This is a genomic window from Anaerolineae bacterium (genome assembly GCA_035529315.1).
In the GTDB taxonomy this organism is placed as follows: Bacteria; Desulfobacterota; Desulfobacteria; order Desulfobacterales; family ETH-SRB1; genus Desulfaltia.
Genome location: DATKWZ010000044.1, coordinates 1 through 20,496 on the forward strand (window position 1 = coordinate 1; position 20,496 = coordinate 20,496).

Genomic DNA, 20,496 nt, shown 5'->3' on the forward strand with positions numbered 1-20,496 from the left:
TAGTTCATAGCAAACCTCTGCCCAGTCTAAAATCAATCTATCACTCTGATTTCTCAGGATCAACGAGGTTTTTTATTTTTTTGATGGTGAATCAGGACTTGCTTACAATTGGCTTGAAGCAAATTCCTTAAACCTTTCCAGCTCCTCTTCAATCTCTTGATAGATCTTATCTATGCCTTCCATGTTTTCCGTTTTACCCATCTTTTCTATCTCAAAAGCAAGTTCATAAACACGTGTAAGCCCCAGGTTGCCGGATGCCCCTTTCAGGCTGTGTGCGGTTTTATCAAGAACTTTAAAATCCTTATCTTCCATGGCTCTGGAAATCCCGGCTAATTTCTGAGGATAGTCGGCATTAAACAAGTCTGCCAGCTCTTTTAAGAATTCCGTATCCCCGTCGGTTATTTCTAATGCATAATCTCTGTCAAATACCGGCCTGGACTTTTCTTCGTTCATATTCACCTCAGCCCTTTTTACTTTTCCGGTTGTCTCTTGATAAAGAGTAACTATTTAACTCCAAGCGCTCTTTCAACCCTCTTCAGCAATATTTCCTTTTGGATCGGTTTTTTAATATAGTCCATGGCTCCCAGCTTGAATCCCATTGCCTCATCCTCGGGATCGATTCTGGATGTCATAAATATTACAGGCGCTTTGATCCCTTTTTGACCAATCATCTCAAGCAGTTTAAACCCATCCAGGTTAGGCATGTTTACATCAGAGATAACAAGATCAAACTCTTCTTTGCCGAGATAAAGAAGAGCTTCTATGCCGTCTCCTGCGATTGTAACCCTGTAGCCGCGGTTTTCAAGCAAACGGGCAATAAGTTTTTGCGTCAGACCGTCATCCTCAACAATAAGGATCAGGGGCGATGCTTTGGTTTTTAATTTTGGAGGCTGCGTGATCTTTGCCGGGTCTTTTTCCAAAACCAACTTTCCAAAATCTATCTCTTCCGCCAGCACCTTATCATAAATATCTTTTGGAGCAAAAATATGATTTCTCATCTTTTCCAGCGCATGATCGGTTATCAGATAGTCTCCTCGTTGATGCGCAAATGCTCTTATTTCGGCAATAGAAAAACCATCTCGTACCATTTCAGAAATTTTCGGGTCAAAGGAGAGAACTTCATAGAAGGCTTCACGTCCATAATAGCCTGTGTTATTGCATTTTGGACAACCCACGGGATGTGCAACCTTAGATGGGATATCGTCTGTAAAGGGGGACAGCATTTCCGTCTCTTTCTCTGAGATCAACACCACCTCTTTGCAATGTTGACATAGTTTTTTTAACAATCCCTGGGCCACAACAGCAAGGATGGTATCTGCCATTGTTCCCCTGTCAACTCCCAGTCTCTCCATCCTAAAAATAGCGGTAGTGGCGTTTGATGTATGCAGAGTCGTAATGGTCAGATGTCCCGTGCTTGCAAAGTTAACAGCCATTTTTGCAGAATAGTTATCCCTTATCTCTCCCATGTAGAGTATGTCAGGATCCTGCCTGACCGAAGCCTTTAAAAGAGCATCAAATGTAACGCCCGCTTTTTCATTTACCTGCTGTTGATTGGCTAATGGTATGCGGTATTCAACAGGATCTTCAATAGACATGAGGCTCCTTATTTGGGTGTCTATCCTGCTTAAAAGGCTGTAAACCGTTGTAGTCTTCCCTGACCCTGTGCCGCCCACCATCAGGATCAGTCCTGTATTTCGATTGGCACAGGCAACCAGTGTGTCAACCTGCCTCTCTGTCATGCCGAGTTCGGTTAAAGCTTTTGGCTTAGCGTATGGATTAAGCATCCGCATAACAAGGCTTTCGCCGTTTGGAGTGGAAGTAGTGGATACTCTGAAGTTGAATGTCTGCTTATCTATTACTGCAGCAAATGCCCCGTCCTGCGGCCTCCTTTTTTCCGCTATGTCAAGACCCCCGATTACCTTGTAACGGGATATTAGTTTAACGCCTGTCTCCTTCTTTAGATTAAGGATGTCTTTTAAATCCCCATCGATCCGGAAACGGACCACGGTATCGACCTCCTTGGGTTCTATATGAATGTCGCTGGCCCTTTCTTTTGCCGCCCTGTCAAGAAGTATATTGGAAATATGGATAACCGGTTTTTCTTTTATCTCCGATTCCGAAAGCTTTGCGGCTTTCTGTATTTCTTTAACCGTAGGAATTGTTATTGGTTGTATTGGTTCGCCATGTTCAAACAACAGGTCAATATTGTCGGGTTCCGTTATCATGAGACCGGATCTTTTATCAAGACCGGACAATTTAATCAAATTGTCCATGAGGTCCCAGTCAAAAGGGTTGCTGAGCACAAAGGCATCTTTCCCGGATACATCGCTTACAGGCACAACATGGTTCGACCTGCAATATGTTGTTGGAAGCACACCCAGCCGGATATCATCATGGTTGACATAAAAAATATATGGGAGTTTGAGAAACTCTGCAATATATTGAGCGATCCTGCTGTTATTAATTCCCGCAGCCTTGGATATAGAATAGATCTTTTGTGGTGAAATACTGGAAAATTTGTACCTTTTTTCAGGATCCAGGCCTATTTGTGCAAAAAGAAATTCCTTGAATTGAATAAATTCAGACGGCAGCAACCTTTCATACCATGTTCTTGTATCTTCCTTTAGTTCTTTCCACTGTATATCCGTCTTTATATGTTTACGGATCTTCTGCATAAGGTCATCTTTTTTAATCGGTTTCACAATATAGTCTGCAGCACCCACGGAAAATGCCTTTGCCTTGTCCTGCTTATCTCCAAGAGCGGTAACAAATATTACAGGAATATAAGAAGTTTCATTATTTTCCTGCAATCTCGAGCAGACCTCGTAACCATCCATCTCCGGCATCATAATGTCTAACAGGATAATATCAGGCTTCCTCTTGTTGACTTTAACAAGAGCCTCTTCGCCGTTTTTTGCTGTGAGCGTATCAAAACCTGCATTCTCAAGCAGACGTTCCAGCAACCTTCGCGTAACCTCATCGTCGTCAACACACAGGATCAAAGGTTTTACTGCGCTATCCATAAACTAAGCCTCCTTCAAAATCTCTTCTATTGTCGCAAAAAGCTCCTGAATCTTGATCGGTTTTGTGGCATATCTGTCCATCCCCGCGGCAAGGCATCTTTTTTTATCCTCCTCAAAGGCATGAGCGGTAAGAGCTATAATCGGAATATGCCTGTCTGTTCCCTCTTCTCTCTTTCTTATCCGGGTTGTTGCCTCAAGCCCGTCCATCTCCGGCATCTGGACATCCATGAGAATCAGGTCAAATTCGCTCTTCGCGGAAATTTCAACAACCTCTTTGCCGTTGTTGGCAATAAATACCTGCCAGCCCTGTTTTTCAAGGATTCTTGTTGCAACCTTTTGATTTATTATATTATCCTCAGCCAGAAGAATTCTTAATGGCTTGCCTTTAAGCGCAAATTCAATTTTCTGCTTTTCCGGCACCTCTTTTTTATTTATGCTCAATACATTCAAAATAGAATTGTAAAGTTTTGAACGTGTTACAGGTTTCAGCAAAACATTCGAAATCCCAAGTTCTTTTGCTCTTGTTCTATCACCTTTCTCTTCACTTGAAGTCAGAAGGATGATGGATATGTCGGCATATCCAGGCAATTGTCTTGTCTTTTCCGCTGTTTCAAATCCATCCATTTCCGGCATATTTTTATCCAGAAGGATAAGCTGATAAGGATAACCTTTTTGTCTTGCCAGCTCTAATGCCTTTAAAGCAGAGGGACCATCTTTGGCTTCCGCGGGCAAAAGCCCCCAGGCAGAAATTGTCTCCCTCAAAATCAGACGATTTGTAGCATTATCATCTATAATTAAAACTCTAAGATGCTCTACCTCCTTTGGAACAATCTCTTCTTTTTTCTCTTCCGGTCTTTCAATCGCCATGGAGCGGATTGTAAAATGAAAAGTACTCCCCTTCCCAATTTCGCTTTCAACCCAGATTTTACCTTCCATTTTTTCGACCAGTTGTTTTGAAATAGTAAGGCCGAGCCCTGTACCGCCGTATTTTCGCGTGGTAGAGGAGTCTGCCTGTGTAAAGCTTTCAAATATCTTTGACAGTCTTTCCCTTGGAATGCCAATACCTGTATCCTTCACGCTGAAATGAAGGACCATGTCATCACCATCTCTTTCAAGTATCTCTACGTTTACGAGTATTTCCCCTTTTTCAGTAAATTTTATTGAGTTGCCTGCAAGATTAATAAGAATCTGGTGTAATCTTGTTGAATCACCGATTATATATCGCGGCACATCGGATTCTATCCTGCATAACAGCTCAAGACCTTTTTTGGAGGCCTTGGCTCCCAAGCCAAGGCCTATCAACTCTACAACATCCCTTAGATCAAACTCTGTTTTCTCGATTTCAAGATGACCGGCTTCAATCTTGGACATATCAAGGATATCATTTATTACATTTAAAAGATTGTTTGCTGAAACAGTAAGCATCTCCAGATACTCCTCCTGCATATCCGTAAGCGGGGTATCTGAAAGAAGATCAGCCATGCCGATAACCGCATTCATCGGTGTCCTGATTTCATGACTCATGGTGGCAAGAAAGGAGCTTTTGGCGCGGTTTGCATCCTCAGCCTCTTTCTTGGCCTTTTGCAGCTCTTCTTCGACCTGCCTGCGAACAGCGATCTCTTTATTAAGTTCTTCTATGGATGTTGTACTGTTTTTCAAATCCTCAGTCATATTGTTAAATGCCTGAGAGAGTTGACCGATCTCATCCTTTGTATCTATAGCTATCTTGTAGTCCAGATTCCCCTGACCTATTATCTCGGCTCCTTTACGCAGCTTGAGGATCGGCCTGGTTATAACTCTTGAAAGAAAAGCGCCTATAATCCACGCTGTTATCAGAGTAAAAAACATTGTAATAATAAAAACGGCTTTTAGTTTAATCAGGGGAGCAAGCGCTTCAGACGCATCAATTTCCGCCATAAGGCCCCATTGCATTTCTGATATGTGGTCGTGTATTCCAAGAACCTTGACGCCTCTGTAATCGGCAAATATAAAAGAATCTCGTCCATGTAACTCAGAGGCGAAATTTTTTACATCCTCAAAATATTTTCTTGTGTTTATGGTATCAACCTTTAATTTGAGAAAGCTATCTTTCGCAAACCTGGAAGGGGTTATCATCAGACCCTGTTTGTTTATCAGATAGACCTCTCCTGTTTTGCCGAGACCGGTTCTATCGGTGGTTATTTTATTAAGTTCATTCAGGCTAAGCCTGGCAACAACTACTCCCAAAAACTTTTTTGTTTCTATGTTTATAATTGGAGCTGAAAAAGCAAACGACGGCGCCCCTGTTATTTTAGAATAGTAAGCATCTTTAATATAAGCCCTTGATCTTGCGTCTAAAAAATAAGGATCAGAGCTTCTGTCTAAACCGATTTTGCGCCTATCGCTGGAGGCAACAGCTATGCCTTTTTCATTTAAAACAAAAACTTCATGGATAGATTCACCTGCTTTTTCTGCTCTGCTTAGTCTCGTTATAACAATATCGACTTTATCTGTATAATCCGGATCCTGTTTATTCGCGCTCAACAGGTTCTCAAAAATCATGTCCTGTGACAACTGTATCACAGAGTTTTTTTCCATCTTTAAAAATGTTTTTATATGGTTTGCTCTTGTGCGGGCTGTTGTGTCCAGGTGCGCGAATATGGCACCTTTCATATCATTACTGGCTATATAATAGACAATCGGCATTATAATGCCCGCAAGTATCAACACGGCTGTAAAGAATGAGAGGCTTATTTTGTTGGCTATCTTCATTTTCCTTCTCTCACATGGTGCGCGCGGGGTGTGTTTGGAAAGGCCTAAATCCTGTAAAGCCTTAGCTGACTGTGATCAGGCAATTTTTCATTTGCCTCCTTTAATTTCTGCTCGCCGGATATAACCGCCACAGAGCGCTCGCTCTTGTTTGGATCAAAATATTTTTCAGCAACCTCTACGACCTTATTTCTGGTTAACGAAAGAAGCCTCTCTTTAAAAGCCTTGCGTGCCTCATCCGATAATGAAACAATTTTTCTGTAAAATGCCTTTTGAGCCGCTACCGCCGGTGGATCGGGCCTGTCGATTCCGGAACATACCTGCAAAATAGCTTCCTTGACATCTTCGTCAACAAAGTGGCCGGAATTTATGAAATCTACAGCGCCATCGTACACCTTAAGGGTAGCAGATATGTGTGGATCCCTGTAAGAGCCGAAATTAAATATGCCGTCCTCGGAATTATATATCGCGAATCCGCCGTATGCTCCGCCTTTTTCCCGAATCTCACGATGAAGATACATTGAGCGAAGCATTTTACTTATAACAGATAAGGCAGGAGCATCTTCATGCCCCATCCGCACTGTCTTAAATGCCTGGGCCACAAATGAAACCGCGGAAGATGTGCTCCAGCCTTCCATGATAATTTTATCATCAAATTCGATTTCCGGGCTCGCAAAACCGTTTGTCTGCCCATCTTCCAGATTGTTTTGCACAGATGTTGCCAGGGAAGATGCTGTTGACAGGGGACGGTCTTCGCCGATCAGCGCCATTTTAAAATTGCTTCGCATAAAAAGGTTTTTGCCGATTGATAATAAATCGCCGGATATGGACTTTAGTTTATCTTCCGTAAGATCATCGGTTAAGCCCTTTATGGTTTGCAGATGATGAATGCCATGCCATATTTCGCTGAGTGCGCAGGTGGTTGATAGGTTTCTCGAAGCAAGCGACATTGCCAGCATATGCCCATTTTGCACGACCATTGATTCCAAGTCAGCCCTGTATTCATACAAAAGGCTCTTTAAGCGGACAAAATCTGAAAAATCCAGTTTGCATAAAAGCTCCTGAATAATTTCAAACATCCTGCTCTGATTTCTGACAAGGCATTTTCCGCCAAAGGAGATAAACGGCAAACAAAGGCCCTTTTCTTCAAAACTGGTGCAGGAATGAGAAGACAACCCGATGCCGCCTGTATATGCATCAATGAGCTGCGCCATTTCCGTATAATCATGTACGGCTGTTCCTATTCCAGGAAGAGCAAAGCAGAAAAAAGGGATAAGTGGAATCAACTGTTTTCTGAAAGATCCGGCTCCTACAGCCGCCTCAAAGTAAAAGATGCCGGAGGTTGGTTGATTATAGCACGCAGCCGCTACATTGTACCCGGTTGTCTCCTTTACGCTTTTAACAGATGGAGGAATATCTTCAAGCTCAAGTGTGGGAAGGCAGGAAACATCCTCTATGCTTTCCTGGAGTTGCCTTAAAGTTTTAGCATCCTCCTGTATTTTTGTTATATCGGATCCGCTCAATGAGGCACTGACACCATCAAGTTCCGCCGCAACCCTGTTGTTTTCTTTACGCTCCATCAATTGATCAGGAGCCAGCGTAAAAAGCACCCTGTGGAAATTATCCAGAAAATAGCTTTTTATTCTGTTTTCAAAAAATGAGCCCACGGAAAGCTCTTTTTTAAGCCTGTCAAGATCCGCGTCAAGCTGTAAAATTCTTTCAGGATCGCCACCGTGAAACCAGCATTCTGAAATGGTTAAAAGCAGTTTTATGCCGTATGGATATGGTGTGTTTGTTACTTCCTTGCGATGAAATTCTATCTGATGGATGGCCGACTCGATCAATGTTTTGTCAACACCTTTATCAACAAGGCTTTTTAAGGTATCAAAAACAATGGTTTCAATTTTTCCTGCGGAAGACGCCTCCACATCTTTGAGCCCGCATACGAACATGGTGTCCCTGTTATCGGCATGAAAACCTGTCCCGTCGGATAGATCGGTTCCAAGCTCCGAATCTATCAATGCTTTGCGCAAGGGAGAGGCTGAATTTCCGAGAAGAATCTGCTCAAGCAGTATAAGGGCCAGAATTTCAAAAAAATCCTTGATATCCGCGGTCAGCCACGCCACGCAAACCTGGCATTTTTTTGATGGATCTTCGTTGTCTCCAAGCGGATATTTATTTATTATCTTTCTGGGCTTGTTCCAGCGGGGTTGAGAAAGAACATCGGTTTTGGGATCGATCCGCTCAAATTTTTTTAAGATTTTTTCCTGTATGAAATTAAGATGCTCCTTTAACGGCATATCCCCGTATGTATAAAAAAAAGAGTTGCTTGGATGATAATGCCGACTGTGAAAAACCTTTAATTGATCATATGTCAAACCTGGAATTACAACAGGGTCTCCGCCTGAGTTGTGGCTGTATGTTGTGTCCGGGTAGAGGGCTTTTAAAAGAAATCGCATCAGCACCTGATCCGGCGATGACATGGCGCCCTTCATCTCGTTATATACAACACCTTTATAAACAAGCTTCATGGAACCGTCATCTTTTAAATCATCTTCGATTTCCAGGCGATGGCCCTCCTGCTTGAAGCTGAGCTTATCTATTTTTGGAAAAAATGCCGCGTCAAGATAAACATCCATAAGGTTGTAAAAGTCTTTCCTGTTCTGGGTGGAAAAAGGATACATGGTCCAGTCCGATGAGGTAAAGGCGTTCATGAATGTGCTCAAACTTCTCTTTAACATGGAAAAAAACGGATCGCGTACAGGAAATCTGCTTGAACCGCATAAAACAGTATGTTCCAGAATATGCGCGACACCGGTTGAATCAACCGGAACAGTCTTAAAAGCTACGCCGAATGTGTTTTCTTCGTCATTTTTACTGATATGGATATGCCTGGTGCCTGTAAGGGTATGCTCAAGCTCATAAAAAACCGAATTTATTTCCTCAAGCCTTGCAACTTTCTTAATAAAATAACCGGACATATTGTCGCCCTGTTTTAGCCCGGGGTTGTTTTGATCCAAAATTTCATTCATATACACTGCCTTTTAAGTTGACTATCTCAGATTGGGACCTCAGATTATAAACCAGCCCGTTAAGAGCTAATGCCAGCCCGTTAAGAGCTAATATAAATGCCGCGACTCTTGCGTTTAATATTATTTATATTATTTAATCGGAAAATAATATTGCGAAGTTTTTTCTCGCCAAAGCCTGTCTGGGCCTGGATCTGGGCAAAACCTGCTCCGTTTCTGCATGTCTTTATAATATTCAAGACAATATCTGACGCTGTGACAGAAGATTTGCCGGACAAGGCTTTGCCTTTACTGGAAACATGTCCGCTTTTGGCTGGACGGGCTATAGCTTTAATTAACTTCTCCAGACCGTCAAGCCTGGCCATAAGATTGTTTATATCCCTTTTTGTCGGGACATCATACTGCCGCATGAAAAATTTAACCATTGCATCGAAACTTACCTGTTTACTCTTTTTTTTATTCATAAGAACCTCCTTATAGTGGTTGACGGTTTTGCAAAAAAGCAGTTCAATAACTACTTAATAATGCGGGAAAAGTCAAGCAGTCTTATCTCAACCTGAGAAGAGAGTAAAATCAAAAAATGATTCATTGAAAATAATAAGAAACCATGTTAGTTTTTAAGTTTATGAAAGAAAATAACTTGGGTAAAATATGGCAATGGGGTATGAGGTTTAAAGAAAATATCCGGCAGGTTATCACCCGCTTTAAACAGCTTCAGGGTAACCCCCATAATATTGCCATGGGAATGGGGCTCGGCATCTTTGTTTGCGCAACACCGACATTTCCATTCCAAACCTTTTTAGCAATAGCCCTTGCCTTTATTTTTCGCGGCAGCAAAGCAGCCGCTATAATTGGATCGTGGCTTGCCGCCCCTGCGATACCATTTTTTTATATCGGGAGTTACAAACTGGGAACATTTATCCTCGGTTATTCAATCTCCATTGCCCCGGATTCATTGTCGATTTCAAAACTTATAAACATGGGATGGACCGTGGCATTCGCCATGATAACCGGCGGAATCATAATAGGACTTTTACCAGGGATTGCCGGCTATTTAATCACATACAATGTTTTTAAAAAAATACGCTCAAGAATGTCGCAATCTGAGCCAACATGAAGAGTTCGTAATATCATGACATCACCAAGAACACTTCTTGCAGCCTATGATCTGCATCCTAAAAAGCAGTTTGGTCAGAATTTTTTATCTGATCCATCTACTGCTGAAAAGATAGCAGGCCTTTCTAAAATTACCTCGGAGGATGTTATTCTGGAACTTGGCGCAGGCCTTGGCGCTCTTACTATACCAGCCGCAAAATCAGCAAAAAGACTTTACGCGATCGAAAAGGACCACCGGTTAATCGATATTTTGAAAACAGAACTTCTTGCAAACAGGCTTTCAAATGTTGAATTAATAGAAGAGGATATGCTGAAATTTGACATTAAGAATCTGGCGGAAAATGCCGGTCAAAAAATAATAATTATCGGGAATCTTCCCTACAACATTTCTTCTCAGATCATTATCAAGCTTATTGAATCCAGAGCTTATGTGATCAGGGCTGTTCTTATGTTTCAGAAAGAACTGGCCATGCGCATCACCGCTCAGCCTGGTGGCAAGGATTACGGCCGGCTCGCAGTCATGCTTGGGTACTGCGCAAAAATAAAAAAACTCGCGGATGTTAAGGCGCATCAATTTTTTCCAAAACCAAAGATAGATTCACAGATCCTTGAAATAAAATTTTTAGAAACCATAAAATATCCGGCAAATGATGAAGCATTACTTTTCAGGATCATAAAAGGGGCCTTTTGCCAGAGGAGAAAAACCCTCAGAAATGCTCTTGCGGGAAGCGAACTGGATATTGACACAAAAACAGCGCAAAACATGCTGGACAAGGCAGGCATTGATTCTTCCCTGCGTGCCGAGGCTCTGACAATATCTCAGTTTGTAACATTAAGTAATGCATTTAAGAACCTGCAAAGCTCTAACGCGAATATGTTTTGAGCATAAGCTAATAACCAGCGAACTTAAAACAAGAGGCAGCTATCATGGATGAAAAGAATCTTCAGGATATATTTTATGATACAGTATATGGCAGAAAGATTTTGAAATGTATACAATGCGGCACATGCAGCGCCTCTTGTCCACTGACAGGTCTTATGGAACATGGCCCCAGGGAGCTTTTTGCTCTAATTCGTGACGGAGATATGGAAAAGGCTCTGCGATCCGAGACCCCATGGTATTGCGTTTCCTGCTATCAGTGCGTGGCCCGCTGTCCGCAGGAAATTCCTGTAATAGACCTGATGTACTGCCTGAAGCGCATGTCAAAGGAGCACGGCCTGGTTCCGGGTTCGCACAAGATGCCTGACCTTTACCAGGCATTTTCTCAGGCAGTGTATAGTCATGGAAGGATTTCCGAGGCTATGGTGATGGCTCATTATGGAATACTGCATCCTGTTGATGCTTTCAAAAACATATCCGTAGCTCTGCAACTTCTAAAAAGGAAGCGGCTTGAATTTTTTCCCCGGCAGATAATTGGACGAAGGTGGATTGCGCAGCTTCCTGCCGGTGAGAAAGTGAGAAAGGATATACAGTGAAATACGGTTTTTTCCCGGGATGTTCTTATAATTCTGCCGCCGGATACAGGCAGTCGGTGGATGCGATAAACCGTTTAATGGAAATAGATCTGATTGAAATTCCGGATTGGAACTGTTGCGGTGCAACGGCTTTCTTCAGTCTTGACGAATTCAAGGCTCTGGCGCTCACCGCAAGGCTCTTTGCCTTGGCACAGGCAAGCGGGTTTCGAGAAATTGTTACGGTTTGCAATGCCTGTTATACCACCCTCCGCAAGGCAAACCAGATTCTAAGCAGCAATCCCGAAACTGTCTCCAGAATCAATAAAGAGCTTTCAAAAGAGGGTCTTTTGATGGAAGGAAATTTTACAGTCCGTCATTATCTTGAGGTTCTTTATAATGATGTGCCTGCAGAAAAATGGTCAAAAAATCTGACCGAAAAATTCAAGAATTATAAGGTGGCATGCTATTATGGCTGCCAGCTTACCAGGCCCTGGGGTGATCTTGATCATATGGAGCAACCCACAATTCTTGACCGTTTTATTGAGAGACTTGGTTTTCTGCCTGTTGATCATTCAGCCAGGACAATTTGCTGCGGGGCATCCCATACGGTTTCCTATGCAGATGAATGCGGTTTGCTTGTCTCCCGTATTATCCGTGAAGTCCACGCCAAGGGTGGGCATATGATAACAACCTTATGCCCCCTGTGTCAGTTCAACCTCGATTCGTGGCAGAAAAATTTAACTCATCCAATTCCCGTCCCCTTTTTTACGCAGCTTGCCGGTCTTGCCCTTGGCCTTAATCCGACAGAGCTGGGGCTGAATAAACTGCTCGTACCGATTAACAAGGTTTTAAGCCGGGAATTATGAAATATAAAAAACCAAAAATCGGGGTATATATTTGCCATTGTGGAATGAACATAGCGTCAAAGGTTGACGTTGAGTCGGTGGTTGAATTTGCCGGGAAGCTGGATCATGTTGCTGTAGCCCGTGAGTATAAGTTTATGTGCTCCAGTCCAGGGCAGCAAATGATTGACAACGACATCAAAAAACTCGGACTAAACCGAGTAGTGGTGGCATCATGCTCCCCCAGAATGCATGAGTTGACCTTTAAAAAAGCTTGTGAAAAAGCAGGCATAAATCCTCATTATTTCCAGATGGCAAACATTCGTGAGCAGTCCTCATGGGTAACCAGGGACCCGGAAGAAGCCACGGCCAAGGCAAAGGATCTTGTTGCCGCCGCAGTTGCAAGGGTTGCCTTCCACCGTCCTTTACAGAGCCGTGAAGTGGCTGTAAAAAAGTCCATTCTTGTCATAGGCGGAGGTATTGCAGGCATGCAGTCCGCACTTTCAGCTGCCGAATCCGGCTACAGGGTTTATCTTGTTGAGCGTGAACCATCAATCGGCGGCCACATGGCCAAGTTTGACAAAACATTCCCTACCCTTGACTGTGCTGCATGCATAATGACTCCTAAAATGGTCGCTGTTGATCAGCATGAAAACATTGAGCTCCTTACTTACAGTGAAGTAGTTTCTATCGAAGGTTTTATCGGAAATTTTAAAGCAAAAATACTTAAAAAACCACGTTATGTTAATGAAGATAAATGTACGGGCTGCGGCGTGTGTATGGAAAAATGCCCTGCAAGGAAGATCCCCAGTGAATTCAATGAACGACTTACCACCAGAACGGCTATCTATTCTCCATTTCCCCAGGCGGTTCCAAGGACGCCGGTAATTGATCCTGAACAATGCCGCGTCCTTGCAAAGAATAAACGCTGCGGAGTCTGCCGGAAATTCTGTGAAGCCGGTGCCATAGACCTTGAGCAAAAGCCTCGGTATCTGGATATAGAGGTCGGGGCAGTAATTGTTGCCACAGGATTTAAGGCGTTTGATCCCACACCTCTGACAAATTACGGATATGGGCGTTTCCCTGAAGTTTATACCAGCCTTGAATTTGAGCGGCTCAACAATGCTACAGGTCCTACTTCCGGCAAAATCCTTATGAAAAACGGTCAGGCTCCAAAAAAAGTAGCTATAATTCACTGTGTAGGATCGCGCGATGTAAGATACCGTAAATATTGTTCTCGAGTCTGCTGCATGTATTCAATGAAGTTCGCCCATCTTTTAAGAGAAAAAACAGACGCGGAAGTTTGGGAATTTTATATAGATATACGGTCTCCGGGTAAACTGTATGAGGAATTTTACAACCGTGTTCAGGAAGAAGGGGTTCACCTTGTCCGCGGCAGGGTGGCTGAGGTGACAGATATACCCGACAATCAGGAAGATTTTGGTCGTCTGACTGTTATTGCAGAGAACACCCTGACACGGCAGGCAAAAAGGCTGCTGGTTGACATGGTGATCCTTAGCGTTGGCCTGGAGCCCGCCGAAGGCTCGAAAGATGTTGCAAGGCTTGTCGGCATATCAACAGATGGAGACGGGTGGATGACCGAGCTGCACGCAAAACTTGCACCGGTCGCCACACCGGTCGGCGGAATTTTTCTTGCGGGGTGCTGCCAGGGGCCTAAAGATATTCCAGATACTGTGGCACAGGCTATGGCAGCGGCAGGAGAGGCTACGTCCCTGCTGTCCAAAGGCACGGTCAGTACGAAAACCGAGATATCTTATATTGATCCCGACCTATGTGCGGGCTGCCAGACATGTTTGCAGGTCTGCGCATATTCTGCGATACAATTTGATGCTGGACGCTGTGTTTCAGTTGTAAATGACGCATTGTGCCAGGGATGCGGCAGCTGTTCCGTTGCTTGCCCCAGCGGTGCTGCCGGAGTCAAGCATTTTACAGATAAACAGGTAATGGAAGAGATGGAGGCTATTCTTATTCAGGAGTGTATATATGACAGATGATTTTGAACCTAAAATAATTGTTCTGGTTTGTAACTGGTGCACCTATACAGCCGCGGACCTTGCCGGCACCTCAAGACTTGCCTATCCGGCGAATATACGCATAATACGGCTTATGTGCACCGGCATGATAGATTCAAAATATATTTTAAAGGCATTTCTTGATGGAGCGGACGGAGTATTTATAGGTGGTTGTCATCCCGGAGACTGTCACTATATCAATGGGAATCTCAAGGCTAAAAAGCGGATTTCCGGGATTAGAAAAATCGTGGAACAGTTCGGGTTCGATCCCAAGCGTCTCAGGCTTCGCTGGATAGGAGCCAGCGAAGGACCGGAGTTTCAACAAAACATGACCGAATTTGTTGAGTCAATAAAGGCCCTCGGGCCCACAAGTGTGAAAGACCGTATGATCCTTTAATAAAGAGGTAAACATGACAATGTACGCCATTTTGGAAACAAATAATAACCCTTCGGCGGCTGTTAGAACTATTCTGCAAAAAATGCTTTCAGAAAAGATAGTGGATTCTGTGCTGGTGCTATCCAAAACACCGTATTCATCTTTACCGATGCCGACTTTAATCACGGATACTGAAAAGATGGAGCAGGCAGAGCCTCTGGCGCCTGCAGCTCCTTTCAATGCCGCACGCCAGGCTGCTTCTGTTTTAAGATATCCTACAGGGGGGAAAAAGGCGGTTGTCCTCAGACCTTGTGAAATCAGGGCATTGATTGAACTTGCAAAGCTGAAACAATGCGTGCTTGACGAAGCAATAATCATTGGAATTGATTGTCTGGGACGTATTGAAAACAATATTTATCTGGAGCTTGCTGCACAGAAAGAGGATATTTCTTCCGCATTTTACAATGATTCGGCTTTGCAGAACCGCATTACCGGTATTTGCAAGGCCTGTGAGCATTTCAGGCCTGAAGGGGCCGATCTTACAGTCTGTCTTCTGGGTACACCGGTAATGGAGAAGATCGGACTGCTGGCAGGAACCAGGGCAGGCGAAAACATTATAAAAAGCCTCGGGCTTTCAGCCGTGGAACAGCCGGTTAAACGGGAGAATGCAATAAATGAGCTTCTTAAGAAAAGGATTGAGGCAAGGGATGCCCTTTTTAGCGAGACAACGGAAAAGATAAAAGATATTGAAAAATTTCAGAAGATGATAGCCAATTGCCTTAACTGCTATAACTGCAGAACAGCCTGTCCTGTCTGTTATTGCAAGGAGTGTGTATTCCTTACCGATGTATTTGTTCACGAGCCGGAAGTTTTGCAAAGGCGCGCTGCCAAAAAAGGGGCTGTAAAATTGCCTGCAGATACTACAATGTTTCATATGACCAGGCTTGCTCATATGAGCCATGCATGTGTAGGTTGTGGACAATGCAGCAGCGTTTGTCCCAGCAGCATTCCGGTTGCCGACATATTTAAGACCGTGTCTGCAAAGGTTCAGGAATTATATGACTACGTGCCGGGCCGTGATATTTCAGAATCAATACCATACCTGGTTTTTGAAAAAGAGTCTTCCGATGGATAATCAAACAGCTAAAATACTGGTTGTTGGTGCTGGAATAAGCGGAATCCGTGCAGCGCTCGATTTTGCAAATATGGGCTATCATGTGTGTATCATTGAAAAATCACCGGGCGTTGGAGGAATTCTTACGCAACTTGATTACCAATTCCCTGATAATCATTGCGGAATGTGTCGTATGCTTCCAATGATTGATCGTGATATTTGCTCTCAATTCTGCTTAAGAAAAGGCCTTTTTCACGACAACATCACTGTTCTTACTTCAACTGAAATGGTTTCGATAGAGGGCAATCCAGGTCATTTGAAAGTAGTTCTTTCCAGACAACCAGGGGGAGTTGACCCTGAGTTATGCTCTAACTGCGGAGCCTGCGAGAAAGTCTGCCCGGTGACGGTTCCAGATACCTTCAACGCTGGTTTAGTAGAACGCAGGGCTATTTGTCTTCCTGTACCGCATCAGACAATAAGCGCTTATTCAATAGACTGGGATGCATGCACAAAGTGCGGCGAATGTGAGAAAGCATGCCCTGCCGGCGCGATAAAAATGGATAGCGAAACTGAAGTCTTTGAAATGGAAGATGTGGCAGTAGTTATTCTTGCAACAGGCACAAAGCTGTTCAATCCGGATTCTGTGGATCTCTATGGCTACGGGGGTTTCCCGAACGTTGTTACTTCTACTGCCTTTGAGAGGATACTGAGCAGCAGCGGCCCATATAAAGGGCGGTTTGTAAGACCTTCCGATGGAAGAGAGATAAAAAGGGTTGCATGGATTCAATGCGTTGGGTCCAGAAATGTTATGACAGGCGCTGATTATTGCTCCAACGCCTGTTGTATGTTTGCAATCAAAGAGGCCCTCCTTGCGCGCGAGAAAATGGCAAAAGATGCTGAGACAATAATTTTTTATATGGATATGCGGACTTTTGGGCGCGATTTCCAGCGATATCGTGACAGAGCAGAAAAGGAATCCGGCGTACGTTTTGTCCGATGCCGCCCGCACAGCATTGAGCCTGGAGATAATCCAGGCGACCTCCGGCTAAGATATGTGGATTCAAAACAGAGGCCGATAGAAGAGGACTTTGATATGGTAGTCCTTTCAACCGGCAAGGAACCGGAACAAAAGTTGCCTGATTATGCGCAGCATGAAGGGGTTTTTGTAGTTGAATCGGCTCGGAATCTCAAGGATATCTCAGGGTCTGTTATAGGAGCAGAAGTTGCTGCAGGCAGAGCATTCCGAATGTTAAAGAAACTGGGAGTTACGCCCCCTGATGCCGGCACACAAGAGAAGATGGCCGGACATGCAAAAGCATTTGAAGACAGGCCTCTGGTTCAGGTGGTTTTGTGTGAATGTGACCGAATTCCTGATATTGGTTCGCTGATGGACCGGTTGAAGCCGGAGCTGGAGAAATTTCCCGGCAGGTTGAATATTGTCAGGATAAAACCGCTTTGCAACGACAAAGGATTGGACGAGGTAAAGCGAATAACAGGCGAAAATGCTGCAAACAGGCTGCTTTTTGCAGCATGCAATAAATACGTTTTAAGGCCAGGGTTAAAAAAACTTGAGGAAGATACCGGGCTTTTCCCGTCACTTGTGGAAGTAGTTGATATTCAGCCATATAAAGAACGCGGTTTTGATTCTCTGATCAAAGAGCTGGAAATGGCAATTAGTAGATTACGATCGAGAAGAGTACTGAATGAAAACTCGCGCGCTGTTGAAGGCAGGGCTCTGGTTGTTGGAAGTGGTCCCGCTGGTTTATCTGCTGCTTTAGCTCTGGCGGATAATAACATTAAGGTAGTTCTGGTTGAAAAGTCCGAAACCCTTGGCGGAAACCTGAAATATATCCACGATGATGAACTGAAACAATCTATTGAGGCGATTTTAAATGAAGTAGAAAATAACTCGGCAATTAAAATTCTTAAAGGTGCTGAGCTGATGAGTAGTTTCGGCATACCAGGTCAATTCACTTCAAAAATAAGCCGGAGATCAGGGGGCGAGAAAACAATACATCACGGCGTGACAATACTTGCGACAGGAGGTAAACCAGCTCAAACAGATTCTTACAATATTGCTAATCATAAGCGGGTTGTGACCCTTTTTGAGATGGAAAAAATCATAAATGACCCTTCTTTTGCAAAGCAGCCTGTGAAGTCCGTGGTTATGATTCAATGCGCAGGGACAAGGGAGGAACCCCGAAACTATTGCAGCAGAATATGCTGTATTAGTGCTCTTAATAATGCCATGAAGATTAAACAGATTCATCCTGAATCCGAGGTTTACATCTTCTACAGGGACATGATGACCTATGGAGATTCGGAAAGTATATATACTGAAGCGCGAACAAAGGGGATTATGTTTATACCTTTTGATTTGAACTCAAAGCCGGAAGTGGTTATTGAGTCTGATGGGCCGGTAGTGAAAGGATTTGATCCTTTTCTTGGAGTTCAGGTAAATCTTAAACCGGACTGGATATCTCTTGCAGTTGGAGTTGTTCCGAATCCTGCCGAAGATCTGGTAAAGATTTTTGGTATTGAAATAACACAGGACGGTTTCATCAAAGAGGCTGACAGCAAGTGGAGGCCTGTGGATACAGGTCAAGAGGGGGTTTTTGTGTGTGGGCTGGCAAGGGCACCTGCAAGAGCGGAAGAAGCCATGCAGGAAGGAGAGGCGGCGGCGCAACGGGCATTACGCATATTGTCCAGGAATGAAATCACTCCCCAGCGGCTTACAGCACGTGTCCGTCATTCTATCTGTTCTGCATGCGGGTTATGCATAGAGGTCTGTCCTTTTAATGCGCGTTATATGGATATAGAGGAAGGAAAGATCATGGTGGACATTGCTTCGTGCCAGGGATGCGGAGCATGTGCTGCAATATGCCCGAACAGCGCTACATTAATGGTTGATTTTGAAGATGATGGAATAATGAATGTCATAGAGGCTGCGTTATAATATGGAAGCAATCACATCAAGAAACAGATCTGAAATAAAGGATAAAGCTCCTCTGCGTCCAATAAATAATGTTACTGATATGTGTATGGCCTGCGGGACATGTTCTGCAGGATGCCCCATTACGGGCGTTGAAGGGTTTGATCCCAGAAAGATAGTTCGAATGGTACTTATGGGTATGGATAAAGAGCTTGTAGAATCCAAACTTCCGTGGCTCTGCACCATGTGTGGAAAATGCGAATATGCCTGCCCAATGGGAATAAACATTGTAAACCTTATTCGCACGGCACGCGGAATGGTCAAAAGAGAGAATGTGCCGGGAATGATTCATAAGGGAGTTGAACTCGACCTTAAGACCGGAAACAATCTTGGTCTTCCAAAGGAAGATTTTGTTTTTATAATTGAAGACGTTGGAGAGGAGCTGGCTGGAGAGCCTGGATTTTCTGATTTTAAAGTTCTTTTTGACAAAAAGGGGGCTAATCTTCTGCACACTCTGCACAACAAACTAGTGAACACTCAGAATGAAGACCTGAAACACTGGTGGAAAATTTTCCATATAGCAAAGGAAGACTGGACAATACCAAGCCGGAACTGGGAAGGCGTGAACTGGGGCCTTTTTTCCGGTGACGATGAAGCAATGAAGTGTTTTGTCGGCCGTATTGTGGAAAACATGGAGAAACTTGAGATTACCAATCTCATGTATCCGGAATGAGGGCACGCATACATGGCAACCCGGTACGGGCTGCAAAAATGGTATCCGGACTTTTTTGACCGGTTTGGAGCTTTAACGGTATTTGATCTTTTGATGGAGTATATTAAGTCTGGCAGGATAAAACTCGATAAATCAAAGATTACACAGCGTGTTGCCTATCACGATCCGTGCAACTATGGCCGCAAGTCTGAAGAACTTTTTGGTCATGGATATTATGAAGAGCCACGGTGGATTCTTGATCGGTGTGTTTCCGACTGGGTAGATCTTTATCCCTCAAAAGGCAATCAGTATTGCTGTGGCGGCGGCGGCGGCACTCTGCTTACACCGTACCGTGAGGAGCGGCTTTACTATGGCCGCAAAAAAATAGAACAGATAAAAAGAAGCGGCGCTGAGATGGTGGTTTTGCCGTGCCACAGTTGTCACGGGCAGATAAAAGCAGCTTTAGAGAATAATGGCATGTCTGATATACCGGTAAAATATCTCTGGGAAGTTGTTGCCGATGTTCTAATTGTTGGTTGACAGGAATGACGGCTTCGCGCTGAGCGTGAGCTCCGCTATTGATTCAGATGTTACCTCAGCGCCATGTTGTTTGTTTACATAGTCTTTGACAAACCGGTTAATCTGTCTCCGGATATAATCTGTAATAGAATCGGCATCATCTTTTGAAATTATTTTAATGTCCCTTGAAAGGCCTTCTATCTTATCTTCATCAATACCGGTTGTTTTGTTTATAAGGAAAGTGTCAACCTCCCCGTCTTCAATTAAAAGCCCGCAGGCTCCAACCGAGCCTATAAATTCATCCCCTGCAAATATGGGGACGGCAATTTTAATCAGGCCTGCGTCACATTCTTCTATAACAGGCTTTCCTGTATTCATGGCCTGAGAAGCTAAATTCATGTTTGCAACAGCACAAATAAAGCTTTGTCCCTTGTCAGTTGCCTTAATAGCAGGACAAAGCCTGTTTGCCCAGTTTTTATTGTCTGTTATCCTGATACCATCGGTTCCATAAACATTAGCATCAAGACCTGACCTTCTGTTGATTTCATTTTCAAATTCAACCCATTTTTCAAGAGGCAGTATGTCTGTTAAACTCAT

At 43.7% G+C, this 20,496-nt stretch carries 16 protein-coding genes; 10 read left to right on the forward strand and 6 right to left on the reverse strand.

The window, feature by feature from the left end; all coding sequences use genetic code 11:
- Nucleotides 1-102 precede the first annotated feature (102 nt).
- From VMW78_08320 to VMW78_08340, 5 genes are all read right to left on the reverse strand, one after another.
- Nucleotides 103-453 (reverse strand): Hpt domain-containing protein, encoded by a 351-nt coding sequence (locus tag VMW78_08320; protein ID HUV51007.1) that lies wholly within the window; start codon nucleotides 451-453, stop codon nucleotides 103-105.
- 50 nt (nucleotides 454-503) lie between these two features.
- The gene (locus VMW78_08325; GenBank protein ID HUV51008.1) at nucleotides 504-3,023 is read right to left on the reverse strand and encodes an ATPase, T2SS/T4P/T4SS family; all 2,520 of its coding nucleotides are present in this window, start codon (nucleotides 3,021-3,023) and stop codon (nucleotides 504-506) included.
- Nucleotides 3,024-3,026: 3 nt separating this feature from the next.
- The gene (locus VMW78_08330; protein HUV51009.1) at nucleotides 3,027-5,774 is read right to left on the reverse strand and encodes a response regulator; all 2,748 of its coding nucleotides are present in this window, start codon (nucleotides 5,772-5,774) and stop codon (nucleotides 3,027-3,029) included.
- A gap of 44 nt (nucleotides 5,775-5,818) precedes the next feature.
- Nucleotides 5,819-8,803 carry an insulinase family protein gene (locus tag VMW78_08335; GenBank protein ID HUV51010.1) on the reverse strand — a complete coding sequence of 995 codons (2,985 nt, stop codon included), beginning with the start codon at nucleotides 8,801-8,803 and terminating at the stop codon, nucleotides 5,819-5,821.
- Nucleotides 8,804-8,883: 80 nt separating this feature from the next.
- Nucleotides 8,884-9,264, reverse strand: coding sequence for a hypothetical protein (locus VMW78_08340; protein HUV51011.1), 381 nt, complete (start codon nucleotides 9,262-9,264; stop codon nucleotides 8,884-8,886).
- Between the two features lie 161 nt (nucleotides 9,265-9,425).
- Here VMW78_08340 and VMW78_08345 point away from each other — a divergent pair, with 161 nt between their 5' ends.
- Genes VMW78_08345 through VMW78_08390 form a run of 10 tightly spaced genes read left to right on the forward strand, consistent with a single transcriptional unit; the run spans nucleotide 9,426 to nucleotide 19,920 of the window.
- Entirely contained in the window at nucleotides 9,426-9,917 is a 492-nt protein-coding gene (locus VMW78_08345; GenBank protein HUV51012.1) for a DUF2062 domain-containing protein, read from the forward strand.
- A gap of 15 nt (nucleotides 9,918-9,932) precedes the next feature.
- Nucleotides 9,933-10,799: a 16S rRNA (adenine(1518)-N(6)/adenine(1519)-N(6))-dimethyltransferase RsmA gene (rsmA, locus tag VMW78_08350; protein ID HUV51013.1), complete on the forward strand. Its 867-nt coding sequence runs from the start codon at nucleotides 9,933-9,935 to the stop codon at nucleotides 10,797-10,799.
- Between the two features lie 44 nt (nucleotides 10,800-10,843).
- Nucleotides 10,844-11,392, forward strand: a complete 549-nt coding sequence (locus VMW78_08355) for a 4Fe-4S dicluster domain-containing protein (GenBank protein HUV51014.1) — start codon at nucleotides 10,844-10,846, stop codon at nucleotides 11,390-11,392.
- A complete protein-coding gene (locus VMW78_08360) occupies nucleotides 11,389-12,237 on the forward strand; it encodes a CoB--CoM heterodisulfide reductase iron-sulfur subunit B family protein (protein ID HUV51015.1) in 849 nt (282 codons plus the stop codon). Before VMW78_08355 ends, VMW78_08360 begins: the two co-directional genes overlap by 4 nt.
- Entirely contained in the window at nucleotides 12,234-14,228 is a 1,995-nt protein-coding gene (locus VMW78_08365; protein ID HUV51016.1) for a CoB--CoM heterodisulfide reductase iron-sulfur subunit A family protein, read from the forward strand. Before VMW78_08360 ends, VMW78_08365 begins: the two co-directional genes overlap by 4 nt.
- Entirely contained in the window at nucleotides 14,218-14,643 is a 426-nt protein-coding gene (locus VMW78_08370; GenBank protein HUV51017.1) for a hydrogenase iron-sulfur subunit, read from the forward strand. The genes VMW78_08365 and VMW78_08370 overlap by 11 nt, the downstream gene beginning before the upstream one ends.
- 13 nt (nucleotides 14,644-14,656) lie before the next feature.
- Complete coding sequence (locus VMW78_08375; protein ID HUV51018.1) at nucleotides 14,657-15,757, forward strand: 4Fe-4S dicluster domain-containing protein; 1,101 nt, start codon at nucleotides 14,657-14,659, stop codon at nucleotides 15,755-15,757.
- The gene (locus tag VMW78_08380; protein ID HUV51019.1) at nucleotides 15,750-18,692 is read left to right on the forward strand and encodes an FAD-dependent oxidoreductase; all 2,943 of its coding nucleotides are present in this window, start codon (nucleotides 15,750-15,752) and stop codon (nucleotides 18,690-18,692) included. The genes VMW78_08375 and VMW78_08380 overlap by 8 nt, the downstream gene beginning before the upstream one ends.
- Nucleotide 18,693: 1 nt before the next feature.
- Nucleotides 18,694-19,401, forward strand: a complete 708-nt coding sequence (locus VMW78_08385) for a 4Fe-4S dicluster domain-containing protein (protein HUV51020.1) — start codon at nucleotides 18,694-18,696, stop codon at nucleotides 19,399-19,401.
- A gap of 12 nt (nucleotides 19,402-19,413) precedes the next feature.
- Nucleotides 19,414-19,920 (forward strand): (Fe-S)-binding protein, encoded by a 507-nt coding sequence (locus VMW78_08390; protein ID HUV51021.1) that lies wholly within the window; start codon nucleotides 19,414-19,416, stop codon nucleotides 19,918-19,920.
- Here VMW78_08390 and VMW78_08395 read toward each other — a convergent pair.
- Entirely contained in the window at nucleotides 19,906-20,496 is a 591-nt protein-coding gene (locus VMW78_08395) for a PocR ligand-binding domain-containing protein (protein HUV51022.1), read from the reverse strand. The two genes, VMW78_08390 and VMW78_08395, sit on opposite strands and share 15 nt — an antisense overlap.

Bases quoted from the DNA above. Each gene is read 5' to 3' on its own strand.
- VMW78_08320 (HUV51007.1), bottom strand. From the start codon at position 453: ATGAACGAAGAAAAGTCCAGGCCGGTATTTGACAGAGATTATGCATTA.
- VMW78_08325 (HUV51008.1), bottom strand. From the start codon at position 3,023: ATGGATAGCGCAGTAAAACCTTTGATCCTGTGTGTTGACGACGATGAG.
- VMW78_08330 (HUV51009.1), bottom strand. From the start codon at position 5,774: ATGAAGATAGCCAACAAAATAAGCCTCTCATTCTTTACAGCCGTGTTG.
- VMW78_08335 (HUV51010.1), bottom strand. From the start codon at position 8,803: ATGAATGAAATTTTGGATCAAAACAACCCCGGGCTAAAACAGGGCGAC.
- VMW78_08340 (HUV51011.1), bottom strand. From the start codon at position 9,264: ATGAATAAAAAAAAGAGTAAACAGGTAAGTTTCGATGCAATGGTTAAA.
- VMW78_08345 (HUV51012.1), top strand. From the start codon at position 9,426: ATGAAAGAAAATAACTTGGGTAAAATATGGCAATGGGGTATGAGGTTT.
- rsmA (HUV51013.1), top strand. From the start codon at position 9,933: ATGACATCACCAAGAACACTTCTTGCAGCCTATGATCTGCATCCTAAA.
- VMW78_08355 (HUV51014.1), top strand. From the start codon at position 10,844: ATGGATGAAAAGAATCTTCAGGATATATTTTATGATACAGTATATGGC.
- VMW78_08365 (HUV51016.1), top strand. From the start codon at position 12,234: ATGAAATATAAAAAACCAAAAATCGGGGTATATATTTGCCATTGTGGA.
- VMW78_08370 (HUV51017.1), top strand. From the start codon at position 14,218: ATGACAGATGATTTTGAACCTAAAATAATTGTTCTGGTTTGTAACTGG.
- VMW78_08375 (HUV51018.1), top strand. From the start codon at position 14,657: ATGACAATGTACGCCATTTTGGAAACAAATAATAACCCTTCGGCGGCT.
- VMW78_08380 (HUV51019.1), top strand. From the start codon at position 15,750: ATGGATAATCAAACAGCTAAAATACTGGTTGTTGGTGCTGGAATAAGC.
- VMW78_08385 (HUV51020.1), top strand. From the start codon at position 18,694: ATGGAAGCAATCACATCAAGAAACAGATCTGAAATAAAGGATAAAGCT.
- VMW78_08390 (HUV51021.1), top strand. From the start codon at position 19,414: ATGGCAACCCGGTACGGGCTGCAAAAATGGTATCCGGACTTTTTTGAC.
- VMW78_08395 (HUV51022.1), bottom strand. From the start codon at position 20,496: ATGAGTTTAACAGACATACTGCCTCTTGAAAAATGGGTTGAATTTGAA.